The 13,705-nt window shown below is 54.1% G+C and carries 12 protein-coding genes; all 12 read right to left on the reverse strand.

Features of this window, described 5'->3' with window-relative positions:
* Positions 1–60: 60 nt before the first annotated feature.
* On the reverse strand, positions 61–462 hold the full coding sequence (locus tag VMT62_16305) for an ester cyclase (GenBank protein ID HVN97993.1): 402 nt from the start codon (positions 460–462) through the stop codon (positions 61–63).
* Positions 463–475: 13 nt separating this feature from the next.
* Positions 476–940: a hypothetical protein gene (locus VMT62_16310; protein ID HVN97994.1), complete on the reverse strand. Its 465-nt coding sequence runs from the start codon at positions 938–940 to the stop codon at positions 476–478.
* A 24-nt stretch (positions 941–964) separates the two neighbouring features.
* On the reverse strand, positions 965–1,723 hold the full coding sequence (locus VMT62_16315; protein HVN97995.1) for a lactate utilization protein: 759 nt from the start codon (positions 1,721–1,723) through the stop codon (positions 965–967).
* A 177-nt stretch (positions 1,724–1,900) separates the two neighbouring features.
* Positions 1,901–5,008 (reverse strand): FAD-dependent oxidoreductase, encoded by a 3,108-nt coding sequence (locus tag VMT62_16320; protein HVN97996.1) that lies wholly within the window; start codon positions 5,006–5,008, stop codon positions 1,901–1,903.
* A gap of 177 nt (positions 5,009–5,185) precedes the next feature.
* Positions 5,186–6,490 carry a TRAP transporter large permease gene (locus tag VMT62_16325; GenBank protein ID HVN97997.1) on the reverse strand — a complete coding sequence of 435 codons (1,305 nt, stop codon included), beginning with the start codon at positions 6,488–6,490 and terminating at the stop codon, positions 5,186–5,188.
* Positions 6,487–6,981 (reverse strand): TRAP transporter small permease, encoded by a 495-nt coding sequence (locus VMT62_16330; protein HVN97998.1) that lies wholly within the window; start codon positions 6,979–6,981, stop codon positions 6,487–6,489. Before VMT62_16330 ends, VMT62_16325 begins: the two co-directional genes overlap by 4 nt.
* A gap of 125 nt (positions 6,982–7,106) precedes the next feature.
* A complete protein-coding gene (gene dctP / locus VMT62_16335) occupies positions 7,107–8,147 on the reverse strand; it encodes a TRAP transporter substrate-binding protein DctP (protein HVN97999.1) in 1,041 nt (346 codons plus the stop codon).
* Between the two features lie 66 nt (positions 8,148–8,213).
* Positions 8,214–9,089, reverse strand: coding sequence for a hypothetical protein (locus VMT62_16340; protein HVN98000.1), 876 nt, complete (start codon positions 9,087–9,089; stop codon positions 8,214–8,216).
* A 74-nt stretch (positions 9,090–9,163) separates the two neighbouring features.
* Positions 9,164–10,069, reverse strand: coding sequence for a hypothetical protein (locus tag VMT62_16345; GenBank protein ID HVN98001.1), 906 nt, complete (start codon positions 10,067–10,069; stop codon positions 9,164–9,166).
* A 34-nt stretch (positions 10,070–10,103) separates the two neighbouring features.
* Entirely contained in the window at positions 10,104–10,961 is an 858-nt protein-coding gene (locus VMT62_16350) for a MarR family transcriptional regulator (GenBank protein ID HVN98002.1), read from the reverse strand.
* The gene (locus tag VMT62_16355; protein ID HVN98003.1) at positions 10,958–12,088 is read right to left on the reverse strand and encodes an NAD-dependent epimerase/dehydratase family protein; all 1,131 of its coding nucleotides are present in this window, start codon (positions 12,086–12,088) and stop codon (positions 10,958–10,960) included. The genes VMT62_16350 and VMT62_16355 overlap by 4 nt, the downstream gene beginning before the upstream one ends.
* A 188-nt stretch (positions 12,089–12,276) precedes the next feature.
* Entirely contained in the window at positions 12,277–13,662 is a 1,386-nt protein-coding gene (locus VMT62_16360) for an MmgE/PrpD family protein (GenBank protein HVN98004.1), read from the reverse strand.
* Positions 13,663–13,705 lie beyond the last annotated feature (43 nt).

The raw sequence follows: 13,705 nt of genomic DNA on the forward strand, positions 1-13,705 counted from the left end.
CAAGCATTATTGTCTTTGCCGATAGCGCAATAGATACACCTTTCGCGCGCTCATACGCCTCTAAAACATGGTATTGGCATGAACGGCACTTCCCGGCACCGGCTCCCTCACGTCCCAGTGTTCTACGACCTTCCCGTTTTCCAACCGGAAGATATTTATGGAGGCAACGCCAAAAGGGGCTTGCGCGTGGCCCTCGTCACCCGGTGCGAAAATGTTGTGAGAGTGGAGCATAACCAGGTCACCCTCAGCGATTATGCGCTTGAGAAGGATCTTTCGACCCGGATTTTTCGCCGAGCGCATCTTCACGTATGCGGCAAACGATTCCTTACCGTCAGGAACTCCAGGGTTGTGCTGTCGGTAATAATCACCTACGTACAGCTCGATCGCCTTCTCAGGTTCTTTGTCCTCAAACGCGGTTTTGAAAAAAGCGAGTACTACATTCTTCTTGTCTTCCAGTGTCATGGGGCCCTCCTTGCTAATCATATTCTGCCTGGAGCATGATCGTGATGAGATAGAAAACCCTTCCTTCCTCGAAATTGCTATACCAGATCGGACCATGTAAAAGCCCTTTGGGCGCGTACACCACGGTCGTCTTGTTGAATTTGTGATGTTCACCCTCTTCCCCCATTTGTATATCTACATCCGCGCCGAGGGTACCGTCAGGGGTCGTAGACAGAAACATGATGATTTCATCGGCGCCATGGGTGTGCGCATCGAGGAAGGGCTGTGGATCAGGGAGACCCAGTTGCCGTGCGATCACGCAGCGTATCCGGCAGTCGCCGAGCGCCTCTGTTGGCAGAAACTGGCCTTCCGCCGGCCTCATCCAGCCTTCGAGGTACCCTTTATCGCGCCGTTTCGTATGGTGGGCAAGCTCAGGTTGCACCTTGGGATGAGGTTTAGGCTCACTCACCACGTATTTACTATATTTGCTCTCTTCCATGTTTGACCTTTACCATTTATTGCGCTACTTTTTACCCCTTTTGGCTTTGAATTCCTGCCATGCCGGCACGTAAGGCCAATCGAACTCTTCATACTTGGCCCGTATTCTGTCAATCTCGTGAGGCGGTGCCCCAGGGTCCCACCCAAGCCCCAGGTCGTCATTGACCACGATTACCTTCATGTCCGTGAGGGGAGGTTTTTTCTCCACGATGACGGTAACGTTGCACGCCCTCTCGGGCATACTGCAGTCCATGCATTTACCCGCTTTTGCACAAGGGAGAGGGAGATTCCTCCTCTTCGTGAGTGTGGGCGTAATCGTGTTTCTGATACGATCGAGCGCTTCTTCGACGTTTAACACCAACTTGTTCCGTCCAACTACCACAACGGACGTACGCGCCCCAAAGACTATGCCCGTGACTCGATTTCCAAGGCCGTCGATGTTGACAAGTTTGCCGTCCCGGGTAAGCGCATTGGTGCCCGATATGAACACGTCGGAGCCAAGAGTAGCCTTGAGAAGCGTGGGCATGATGAGCTCCTCTTTGAACTCGGCGAGACCGTATGACGGCGCCACCGGATCGAGGACCGTGGTTCCTCTCTCCTGCAAGCGCTTTACCACACCAAGCTGACGAATGGTCACCGAGTTCGCCACACCCACCGAAGCGTTTACAGGCACTATTTCGAGTATCTTCTGTGTGGCCTCATCTGCGTTCTCAACGAGTACCGCATCGAACCGGTTTCGTTTAAGACTCTTCACCACCTCTTCAAGACGATTCAGCGCATCCATGAATCCTCCTAACTCTTTAGCTTGCGCAATGCCTCGCAATCCCCTGACGAGCAACAGTAGAGACAAATGATCCTACTAAACCGGCCATAGGACTGACCATGATGTGCATCATACTGAAATAATAATCCGGCTCCAGACAGGGTTATCTTGAGCATCGTATCATATGTACGTTTGCCGTCATTTCTTCTTTTTGCCGGGTAGCGATAAGACCGCATTCTCTCCGGCTATGCGGCCAGAATTAATGGCAAAAGCGAAGGTTGTCCCGGCGAGTTTTGCGCAATAGGTGTCTCCCTCCCATCCGCCCGTATCGATGCCGGCGGCAAAAAGGCCAGGGATAGGGTCATCCTCTTTGTTGAGAACCTCCATACGTTCGTTGATTTTGATACCGCCTATGGTATCGAGGTAGTCGGCCCCGCATTGGATTGCGTAGAAGGGCGGGGTAGCAAGTGGGATCAAATACCTTCTGTCTTTTGCAAAAGTCGGATCATGACCCGCGTCGCAGGCACTGTTGTAGTCGTCGATGGTACGCTTGAGCGTTCTCGCATCGAGTCCTATCCAGGCCGCTATCCCATCCCACGAATCGGCTATCTTTACCAGAGGCTCCACGATTTTCCCGGGCAGGATGGAGAGCGCCTTCTGCGGACAGATTCGTTCGCAGGCCTGGCAAAGCCGGCACTCTTCCACAGGGTTGAGAAGCGCCCTGCTTCCGCAGGTCATGCATCGCCGGGACTCGAAATAAGCCATGTCTTCGTCAAATCCGGTTTTAATTTCCGAAAAATCGGCCTTTCTCGCCTGGGCGCCGGACACAGGAGCATTCTGCCTCGGTAGCGTTGGTATGCCTTCTTTAGGGGGCTTTTCGACCCGTCCCGTGCGAACCGTGCTGTCGTCCTTCAAATCCTGCCCTTTAAGATAGCGGTCTATGGAGACGGAGGCCTTTCTTCCGGCTGCGATAGCCTCGATAACCATCGATGGACCGGAGGTTATCTCTCCTCCGGCAAAGATCCCCGGAATATTTGTTTCGAGGGTCGAAGGATCGACTTTGATCAGGCCATCGGAGGTCGCCATATCATGCGGGAGGGTTGAAAGGTCTGTTGCCTGCCCAACGGCGAGGATAATCGTGTCTGCGTCAATCTTCATAACGGTCGATTCATCAAGAACCGGGTTGAATTTTCCCTGCTCGTCGAGAACACTTGTGCATCGTATGAGCTCGATGCCGGCCACATCGTTGCCGTCCAAAAGAATCTTTCCAGGCCCCCACCCCGCCTGAAGATGGATGCCCTCGCGCAGTGCTTCTCGCACTTCATCTTCGAAGGCCGGCATGGAATCCCTCTGTTCGAGGCAGGCAACCGTAATCTGTCTTGCGCCGACTCTGAACGCAGTCAAGGCCACATCTATCGCCACGTTGCCGCCGCCAATGACTACCACATTGTCCTTGACTCGGGAACCTTTTTTCAGGTTAATATCACGCAAAAAATCGAGGCCCCAGAGAACGTTCTCGTGGGCCATTTCTTGCAACTCGATTCTTCTACTGAGCTGGCTTCCCATAGCCACGAAAATAGCCTGATAGTCCTTTTGGAGTTCTTTAAACGCTATGTCCCTGCCTACGGTCACGTTTGTCTTGAATTCAACGCCCATATCACGGATATATGCGAGCTGGGCGTCAAGCACATCCCGGGGCAATCTGTATTCCGGTATGGCCGTCCGCAACATCCCGCCGAGTTCGCGCATGGACTCAAATACCGTCACGGCATAACCCATCTTCGTAAGAAAGTAAGCGCACGAAAGCCCTGCGGGGCCGGAACCTATTATCGCTACCCGGGCGTCATGCATACGCGCTATTGGTTCTGCCTTTTCCTCAAGCCATTGATCGGCTACGAAGCGCTCCAGCGAATTAATATTCACGGCTTCATCAACCTCTTTGCGCGCGCATTCCGACTCACAGGGATGAGGACAAATACGACCGGTTATGGCAGGGAGAGGTAGGGACTCTCTCAACACCTCGTATGCTTCGCGAATCTTACCCGACTTCATGAGGTACACATAGCTTCGCATATCGACACCTGCCGGGCACGCCACCCTGCACGGTGGACATTCATTTCTGTCGGTCACCTTAGTATCGAGGCCCGTGAGATACATGGGACAGGCATCGATGCAGAGGCCACAGCCATTGCAACTCTCAGGATCGACCTGTTCGAAGAACAGGGTGCCATGCTCTGCCTGAGCTTTAAGCTCCCGTTCTAATCCAGGAAGCTTGCTTCCGAGTAACGGCCCCATAGGTCCCCTGCCCAGGATAATACCCTTTTCGCTAATCCCCCGCACCATACTGCTGTCAAGAAGCGAAAAACAGATCGCTTCGGGCTGTCGCGCTACGCCGTTGGAGGTTGTAAAATGGCTCGTACCAGCGGTTTCATCGATGAACCGGACTCCCCTCTTGTTTACCCAGACGGTTTGCGGCTCCAGAGCAATCTGGCCGAGCATCACGGGCAGCTTACCGGAATCGGGCATATCAATCATAAGGCGTACGGACCTCGGGGTGCAGGGTCCTTCCATCTGGATCATGCCAAGCCCCTCTGTTGCCGCGCCCGCCTCGGTCGCAAGGCGTAAACCGTCACCCATGTTAGGCAGTCCGATAAGACCCATACTGTCATGGTAGTACGCACAGTATTTCTTGATGAGTTCCTTGTTGCCCCCGTACCCTCCCGTGGAGATAATTATCCGATTTGTGGTGATGCTCACATCCCGACCTCTTATCGTGGCCAGGATACCCTTCACTTCGCCCCTTTTTCCGGTGAGGATCTTCTTTGCCTCGGTGCGCGTCAGTATCTTTACGCCGAGGTCGTTACAGTACTTGACAAGTGCGTCGGTGACCGCGGCGCGACGTGAGGGTATGTGCATAGTTGCCGGGGCGTGATTGGGATAGAAGGGCATGACGGCGAAGCTGCACCCAAGTCCTTCGAGCCATTCAATGGTCTCACCGGAACGGTCTATCATGGCCCGCACAATCCGGGGATTGGTTTTCCAGTGGGTCCAGTCCATGATGGTCTGAAAGAGTCCATCTCTCGATGCATCGATCATGGCCCTTTTTTGCGCAGGGCTCTCAGCGGCGAATAAGCCGGAGGCGAGAGCCGTGTTGCCCCCCGGAGCACCCCTCTTCTCGAGAACGATCACACTGGCCCCTCTCTCGGTTGCGGAGACTGCCGCTGAGAGACCGGCGCCGCCGCCGCCGATGACCACCATATCTGCCTTGAGAGGTTCATTCCTTTTTGTTAATCGAGGTTCATTCATGATGCAATATCCTTATCGAGAATTGGCCATGGCCAAATTGTCTTTTGCAGCAGTTCCGTAAGACATGATTTCGGATCTCTACGCGTCGCACAAACTTTTTTCAGCTCTGGCTTCAACACTCTTGCTGCCCGCATCAATCGCTTAAGCTTAAGCACCGCTGACCCTCATAATCATGCCTTAACGCAAAAGGCTCGGAAGCCACATGGTAATGGGCATAACGAACAGGAACAAGGGCAGTGTGACAATCTCCATGAGAAGAAAAGGCATAACACCCCTGAACACCGTGTACAGGGTCAGATCTTTGTCTATGCCGGCGATCACATAGGCAACCATGCCAAGTGGCGGCGTGATACTTGTGATCTCCAGCATACGAACCTGAACTACCCCGAACCAAACCGGGTGGTACCCCAGTGCGTTAACCACTATGGGATAAAAGACCGGCAGGGTGAGGATCTGGATTGAGGGCGCTTCCATGACCATTCCCATGAGAAAATAGATCAACATCATGGCCATAATAACGAGCCAGGGGGCTACTTTCAGACCAGCTATCCAGTCTGCGGCAGCCATGGGGATGAGCGTCTTCGCGCAAAAACCATTGAATACGATGGCCCCGATGAGTATCACGTAAATCATGCCGGATGTGGTCATGGTATCTTTTGCCGCTCTGACAAAGGCCTCCCAGGTAAGGCGTCTTCTCGCGGCGGCGAGTAGCGTTGCACCGGCGGCCCCAATCGCTGCGGCCTCCGTAGGCGTGAACCAGCCGATGATCATGCCCCCTATGACGAATATGAGTAACAGAAGCAGTTCCCAGCAGTCCTTTAATGACGCGATCCTTTCCATCAAAGGCACTTTCGGTATCGGAGGGCCGAGCTTGGGCTTCATCCTGCAAAGGACATGCACAACTAGCACGTATGCGAGAACGGTAAGCGCCGCCGGGATGAGACTTGCCGCAAAGAGCTGACCGATGGAAACCCCTGTAAGGATCGCATATACAATCAGGGTGCCGGCCGGTGGGATAAGACTGCCGATGGTACCGCCTGCCGCCAGTGCCCCGGATGCGAGTCCCATATCGTAGTTGTACTTCTTCATCTCAGGCAGGGCCACAACCGTCACCGTGGCGGCAGTGGCGAGGCTCGACCCGCTGCAGGCCGCAAAACCGGTTGCCGCACCGATGCTTGCAATGGCGAGGCCTCCCCGGTGATGGCCGAGCCATTTTGCTGCAACCCGGTACAGATCGGCCCCGAACCCGCAGACAAGGGTGATCTGGGCCATGAAGATGAATAGGGGCATGACGGCGAAGTTATAGTTGGAGGCGATCTCAAAAGGGGTCACCGCTATCTTTACAATGGCACCTGGAATAGGATACAGGATACACATGCCGATAAAACCGATGAAACCCATTGCCACGCCGATCTGCATGCCCATGGCGAGGAGCGCGAAGAGGACGACAAACGCTAATAACCCAATGACCTCCGGACTCATTTCGACACCCCTCTCTTGACGTGATTTATCAATTTGATGAAGACGACAACGCATAGCAGGGCGAGTCCGAAGAGCCAGGCTCCCCTGAACGGAGCGATGGGGACCTTAAGCATGTCTGTCTCTTCGTGTTCGGCGTATTTCATTAACGCAAGCTGCGCACCCGCCAGAAACACGACAACCCAGTAGAAAAGCGCACAGAGCGTTGTGAGACTTTCAAACCAGGCCCGAAGTTTTGGCTTTAACCGCTCGACCACGACTTCAGCCCTCGCATGCCTGTTTCTGAGTTCACAGTCCACAAAGGCAAAAGCGACCGCGCCCACGATAAGAATTTGGACGAGATCGAAAGCGCCCGAAAGCGCTTTGCCAAGGACCCGCATCACGACGCCTGTAACGAGTACGACTCCAACCGATGCCAGAAGAACAATTCCAAGACCAGACGTCAGTGCCCCAATCCTGTTAATGACCTTTTGGATTCTCTCTAACGCACCCATATGACACACCTCTCTACACCCAAATGGTTTTGTCTTATCCAATCTTCCATCTTGCGTAAGACCGGCGGGAAGGCCTGTCGCTTCATGCGCTCAAGTCCATCCCCTGCCGGTCTCTCCGGTTTTTCCTATTTACTGGCGGCCTCAATCAGGCGCCGTGTTTCATTGAATATCTGTGTCCCGGGCAGACCTTTTGCATCCAGGTCCTGCGCAGACTTAAGGGCCTCAACCTTTACCGCGTCATTGAACTTTTGCATATCCTCCTTGGAGAGGTTTATGAATTCAACACCTCCTTTCTTGGCGATCTGGAGACCGTCATCGCTGATCTTGTTCAGAATGCGGTCCGCATCGGCGCCCCACCAGTCAATACTCCCTTCGAATATCTTCTTGATGTCAGGTGGCAGTTTATTCAAGCTGGCCTGGTTCATGGCCCTCTGAGCGGTGTAGGATTGATACACGTTGAGCATGGTAATGTACTTTGCCACCTCATCGAGATGGAAGCTATCGTATGCGACACCAGGCATCATGGCCCCGTCAATTATGCCCTTCTGCAAGGCCACATACAAATCCGCTCCAGGCATCTGCACCACCTCGGCGCCCAGTGCGGCGAAAACCTTGGAAAAATCACCGAGCGGCCGTATTCTCATACCCTTGAGGTCCGAGAGTTTCCGGACAGGCTTCCGGGTGATAAGATGGGTTGCCGCATTCGCGCTCCACGCCATGGGCTTGAGCCCCTTGTATTCAGCCTCGATTTGAGGGAACTTTGCCCGCACCTGCTCCGCAGCACGCCTCACAACCTGCTGATTGGGGGCGCCGTAATTGAACAGAAACGTGCCCTTGGCTATGTAGTATCCGCTCCTCGCGAAGATGACCGATATTTCGCCCACATCAGCGGCGCCCTGGGCAAGTTCCGTGTGACCCTCCGCCGCATCGATAACAGTTCCACCCCAGAACGTCTTAAAGTGTACCCGTCCACCTGTGTCTTTTTCCATCTTCTCCATCCAGTCCTTATTCGGCTGTGAAACAGGCATCTCGGCTGCATAGGGCGAACCGAACGTAAGCTCAATCGGACGAGCCTGCTGGGCCCTAACCGCAGACGGCACGGCACACAGGATAAGTGCGGCCGCTGCCAACACCACTACCACGCCTATGAGTCCTCTCGTTTTCATAACAATCCTCCTTCCGATTCGTTTGAATGACGGCGTACGCCGTCAAAAGTACCCTCCGTTATCGTCTTACAAGTCCCACGGTTTTGCTCCAACCGGAAACTGGCAGTCGGCATTGGGACAGCCCGTACAGCTACGGCCGCGAAATTGGGGCAATCTCGCCCCCTTTGACTGTTCCGCATAACCGACGGCCTTTTTCACCGACTCTGTGTCGCCTTCCAGAATCAACGTTACAGAACCCTCTGCCCCGCCGATTCCGCCTCCTGCTACCGGTATGGCAGTGCAGCCGGCCAGGATTTTGAACGCCTCCGGCTCGCTGATTACGGTCCCTCCTTTGATAGGAACCATGCCCACGACCATGCCCATGGCATATTCGATATCACGTCTTCTCAGCACCTTTGAGGCCTCATCAACGGGTGTGGGTATCAGCTTCTCCAGACCAGCCACATAGATTATGTTGAAAGACTTCTTTCTGTGAGCGGCAAGCACCTTTCCAATTGTTCCCCCGCCTGAATGGTGGCCTATCAACACCCCTACATTTCGGTCCATATCGAGGGCGTTCACCCCTTTTACATACAGGTCGTCAGGTCCCATCTGTTCAAGGAGGCTCGCAAGCGGCTGACCTGTGGAAACTTCCCCACCCTTGATGACTACCTGAAACGGGAAGCCTCCGGGGTCAAGCGCCTTATTCTCATCCCGGGCCGGAGCGCTCGACATGATACCCATCTCTACGCAAAGGCCTTTGGGTATGATGCTTCCACATACCCAGTTGTCGTATCTCGGATTCTTGCCTGAAAGTTCCTCGGCGAGGAAATAGGTGCTGCTGCTCGGATGGATGACCACCATGCCATGCGCTAACGCATGCTTTGCCAGATCCATCTGAGCGATGGCCTTGGCCATGAGCTTCTTGGATTCTGTCGGCGTCAAATTGATTTGTGCTATCATATGTTCTTCCGACCTGCCTTATCGTTTATCCAAAGAACCGGCCGGGCATTCCCTCAGTCTCTTATCAAACGTGATCACCATTGAACCCACGGTTTGCCACTAAGCCTGAACGTACAGATCGTAAGCGGATTCGGACAGTCCGCGCAGTTTGCCAGACGTACCGCGGGAAGCTTAGCCCCTTTTGAATCCTCTATATGTTCCACCGCTTTGCGCACCGCGCGCTCTTCTCCTTTTATTACCATGGTCACGGCGCCTTCCGCGCCTCCCACACCGCCCGCAGATATCACCGTTGCCTGTGCACCGGATAGTAGCTCAATCGCTTTCAGTTCCGTAAGCACTTCACCCTTTACGGGCAGTAGTCCGCAGGAAACCCCCATAGCATAGTCGTACTGGAATTTTTTTGCATTCTTCGCAGCCACTTGTATTGACCCCGGTATGAGTTTTTCCAAACCCGTGGGATACACCACTTTAAAACCTCTTTTGCGTTGCATCTTCATAACCAGGGCGGCGCTGCCCCCTTCGATATCATTTCCCCAGAGCACGCCCACGTTACCTGAGGCGTCGAGGGCGTTCACACCCTTTATGTACACATCCTCAGGCCCCATCTGCTCAAGGAGTTCACCCAAGGTTTCCTGCTTAGCCCATGCGCCTTTTCTTAAGACCCAGGAGAACGGGAAGTTGCCCGCTCCACGCTTCCTCTCAGGCCCGTCTGAAGCACGCGAGGGATCAAACAGAGAATGCCCACCCATGTGGATGCCTATCTCCCCGCACGCTCCTTTAGGCACGATGGCCCCGCAGAGCCAGACGTTCGTTGGCGGCGCATCTCCGGTGATGGCCTCCACCACAAAATAGGTGCTGCTGCTCGGATGCATCACGACGAGGCCTCGTTTACGCGCGCTTTTTACCGGCTCCATCACGGCCACCGCTTTGCCGATGAGCTTTTTTGATTCCGTTGGAGTAAGCGATACTTGGGCTAACATTATGTTCCTCCCGAATCGTAAGAAAACTTTGGTATCAACCTGAAACCCTTCTCTTCGACGACGGGCTTATCTTTGCGTCTTGTCCGGGCCGTCTCTTCACAGCATTCCCATGTTTCTTTCTTTCACCTGAGGCACCCGCATGGGTCCTCAAGCGGTTGGGGCCGTCCGATAAAAGACCTGCCAGATGACGCCTAACCTTCGGAAGCATGGTTGCGATAGATCCCAATTCTCTTCTATTAAGACAGAAGCGCAATTCCTTTTCAGCCGTGGCTATCCTGTCGAGTGACTGGCTGATGTAGTCGAGGCCGGTCCTCGTGATCCTGACGGTGATTACCCTCCTATCCCCCCGGTCTCGAACTTTGGCAACTAATCCATCCCGCTCCAAATCATCGACAATCCTCGTGATATTCTGATTCGGCCTTAACAGGTTCTTGGCCAGTTCGCTCGAGTTGATCGCACCCTTTCCGAGGCCCGTGAGCACCACGAGCGCCCTCAATCTCAGCCAATTGACCTCATCCTTGAGCGCTATATCCACGTACCGGTTAACGATATCCGAGAGGGCCATGAGACGCGAGAAGTACATGGAATGAAGCTCGTCTAAAGCCTTGTCGATGTGGGAGCTTTTCGCTAACTGCCTGTCAGGGTTCTTCATATTCTTCGTGCCCGGCAACCCGCATAGTAACGAAAGGTTAATATCACGATAGGTTATTATATCAGTGCGGGACGAGATGTCAATAAAATTACGGGTGGCGAGATCGTAACTTCCACGCTGGCATCGGCACATAGTGGAAGCAACCCCAGTGAGAGGCAGGTATCCTGCGCTTTGCGCCCATGCGATGGGGCGGTTCTGTCTTTGGTTCCAGCGGGTCTCTCCCATCAAAAGCGATTTCATGTTTTCTTCCTCGCTTCCCTCTTGCCGTGCCTCGCCAAATCGGGCTTCGTCGATTCCTCGCGCTCTTTCGGATGATCGTAGGCATGCTGGAACCGATAGGTCGAAGGAAAATCCTGTCTTAACTCTGCCACGAGCCGTTCGTACCGGGTGATCAACCGATCCTCCAGGTCATAGTCAAATGCGTCACCGAGGGCGATCTCAAGCTCACCGCCCTTTCCAGGTCTATTCTCCATGTACCACGCCAATGTGCGCTTGAGTCCCTCTTCGGGTGAGACCTGATCCGTATAACCCAGTTCGTCTTTGATCCTCTCGATATCAGGGACCCAGTGAAAATATCGCCCTGCGTAAGGACGGCTGGGACGGGCAATCTCGAAGGGCATGTTTATCATCTCCAGCCGATAGTCAAAATGTGCTGCAATGAGCTCAATCCAATCTCTCAGGCTGAAGAGCGCATCATCTCCCACGTTATAAATCCGGCCTGAGGACTCCGATGGCTTGTCGACCGTGAGGAAGACTGCATGGGCCACGTTCTCTATATATCCCCTGCGTTCGAGCTTGAGCCCCCCATCGGGGACGATGAGACGGCTTCGCCCGTCCAGGATGCGCCGCAGGACGCACCACTCTCTGGGGGCGACCTGACGCGGACCATAGATCATGGGAAAACGCAGGATGGTCGCCGTGTACTTACCCTCGGAGTGGGCCTTCATGACCGTCTCTTCACTCACGGTCATGAGATAGGTAAAATTGTTTTTCTTTTTGTCGCGAAACAGTGGAGCGTCTTCCCTCACGGGCACGGGAACCGGTGCACCATCGTCGTTGCCGGAAACGAAGGTCTCATAGGGCATGCCCCCCGCTGCTATGAAGCGAGGCGTTTTTCCCGTAATAGCCTGTGCCACGTATCGCAGCCGTCCGTACATGCCGACAACAAGATCAAAAGTCTCTCTTTCAAGGATTCCGCTCAGAGCATCGAGGAAGTGAATCGGGCCATGCAAGTGTTTCACCGGGAACTGGAACTCCACCTCGTGTTTTCCCGTATGGAGTATGGTGACGGCATACCCTCTTTTGTGCAGCCCTTCTACGATGAGTGGCCCGGTAGGACCGGTGCCCCCGACCACAAGAGCCTTCACAGGACACCTCCCGACATGGCCGATTTTAGCACTCTTAACACGCCTCCACATGAGCGGCCGTTATAAATCATTTCCACTCCCGAGTCGTTTAGTACTGCAATAGCGCTATGTGTGAGACAGCACATGGATCGTGCAAAGATCGTGAGTGACCTTACGTGCACGATCCGGTTTATCCTCCGCTACTCGATTCACGTGAAAAGAGCCATGAGCTCAGTCACGTTTTCCACCTTCTCAAGCTTCGCAGTGAGATCAATTGCCTTGTTCATACGGTCCTTCTTCATCCATTTTCCTGCGAAGGAAACAATGTCTTCAAATTTTTTCACACAATCGTCGAAAGACATGGGTCTGCTCGGCGTTCCGAGGGCGAGCTGGACCTGTTCGACAAAGGTATCGCCGTTGTCCATCACAACCTTCACGCGGGCAGGTTCAATGCCCCTGGCGTTGTCCAGGCTGTGATCTATTTCAGCCTTCAACTTACCGGTGAGCTCCAGGATGATGGGGTTCTTAATCTCTTCAGGCGTGTAGTCCTTCATGGCCACCTGCCCCTTGGCAATCACAGTGGCAATACCCCAGGGGATACTGAACTGGGCATCGACCGGATTTCTCGGTTTCACTTTCGCATCGAAGGGCGTGCAGAGAAGGGTATAATTCGCCTCTCCCGTTGCGATCGTTATTTCTTTGACTTTCTTGGGGTCAATACTGTATTTCGATTTGAGGGCGAGTGCCGCGTCTATCGACGGGTGTATTCCTCTGCAGCACGGATAGGGTTTTATGGAGAGGTTAATGCCTTCGAAATAGGACCCCAGATCACGGGTCAGTATGCCTCGGTCGTATTCGCCGTGGTGATATACCCTGTACAGACCGTTCTCCCCCTCGAGAGAGTTTTTAGCGCCGGTCACACCCTTTTGAGCAAGCAGCGCAGCGGTCACGCCTCCCCTTGCGGAGAATCCCGGACCCATCCTTTTGGTCAGCGCCCCGTCGGTCACGCACTGTCCGTTTCCTGCACACTGATGATAGGCTATGCCGAAGGCATTGACCATCTGCTCTTCGTCAAGTCCAAGGACTTTCCCCGCAGTGAGAGCCGCAGTGGGATAACCGTACAGTGTGGTAAAATGCCAGCCCGTCTTTATAGGGCTTACACCGGGCCGCGTAGCGAGGCCCAGCCTGCAAATCATATCCACGCCTAAAGCAATGGCGGCGATCAGTTCTTTGCCGCTAAGACCGCCTTTCAATTCGGCCATTGCCAGGGCGACGGGCACGGTCACGACTCCGGGATGCATGACGGCCATTTCATGAACATCGTCATAGTCCCTCGTGTGCACCAGGGTGGCATTAACCTGTGCAGCGTTCGGCGCGGGTACCCTCTGTTTGCAACCGACAACGGAGGCCTCTTTCTTTCCACCCCATTCCCGTACCAATTCAAGAAGCTCTCGCGGCCCCGGCTGCCCGGTGCCTGCCACGGCCACGGCCAGAGTATCAAGCACTTCCTTCTTGGTGATCTCCACAATCTCCGGCGGCAGATTTTCGTAGGCAACCTTTCTAAAATTCTGCGCGAACAAATACGCTGCATCCATAACCCTTCCTCCTTTTTTTAGTCACGAGCTTGACTCACGATCA

The organism is Syntrophorhabdaceae bacterium (assembly GCA_035541755.1).
Taxonomy (GTDB): Bacteria; Desulfobacterota; Syntrophorhabdia; order Syntrophorhabdales; family Syntrophorhabdaceae; genus PNOF01.

What these genes read in the sequence shown, in the direction of transcription:
- VMT62_16350 (HVN98002.1), bottom strand. Translation starts at nt 10,961, where the DNA reads ATGAAATCGCTTTTGATGGGAGAGACCCGCTGGAACCAAAGACAGAAC.
- VMT62_16315 (HVN97995.1), bottom strand. Translation starts at nt 1,723, where the DNA reads ATGGATGCGCTGAATCGTCTTGAAGAGGTGGTGAAGAGTCTTAAACGA.
- VMT62_16310 (HVN97994.1), bottom strand. Translation starts at nt 940, where the DNA reads ATGGAAGAGAGCAAATATAGTAAATACGTGGTGAGTGAGCCTAAACCT.
- dctP (HVN97999.1), bottom strand. Translation starts at nt 8,147, where the DNA reads ATGAAAACGAGAGGACTCATAGGCGTGGTAGTGGTGTTGGCAGCGGCC.
- VMT62_16330 (HVN97998.1), bottom strand. Translation starts at nt 6,981, where the DNA reads ATGGGTGCGTTAGAGAGAATCCAAAAGGTCATTAACAGGATTGGGGCA.
- VMT62_16345 (HVN98001.1), bottom strand. Translation starts at nt 10,069, where the DNA reads ATGTTAGCCCAAGTATCGCTTACTCCAACGGAATCAAAAAAGCTCATC.
- VMT62_16360 (HVN98004.1), bottom strand. Translation starts at nt 13,662, where the DNA reads ATGGATGCAGCGTATTTGTTCGCGCAGAATTTTAGAAAGGTTGCCTAC.
- VMT62_16305 (HVN97993.1), bottom strand. Translation starts at nt 462, where the DNA reads ATGACACTGGAAGACAAGAAGAATGTAGTACTCGCTTTTTTCAAAACC.
- VMT62_16320 (HVN97996.1), bottom strand. Translation starts at nt 5,008, where the DNA reads ATGAATGAACCTCGATTAACAAAAAGGAATGAACCTCTCAAGGCAGAT.
- VMT62_16325 (HVN97997.1), bottom strand. Translation starts at nt 6,490, where the DNA reads ATGAGTCCGGAGGTCATTGGGTTATTAGCGTTTGTCGTCCTCTTCGCG.
- VMT62_16340 (HVN98000.1), bottom strand. Translation starts at nt 9,089, where the DNA reads ATGATAGCACAAATCAATTTGACGCCGACAGAATCCAAGAAGCTCATG.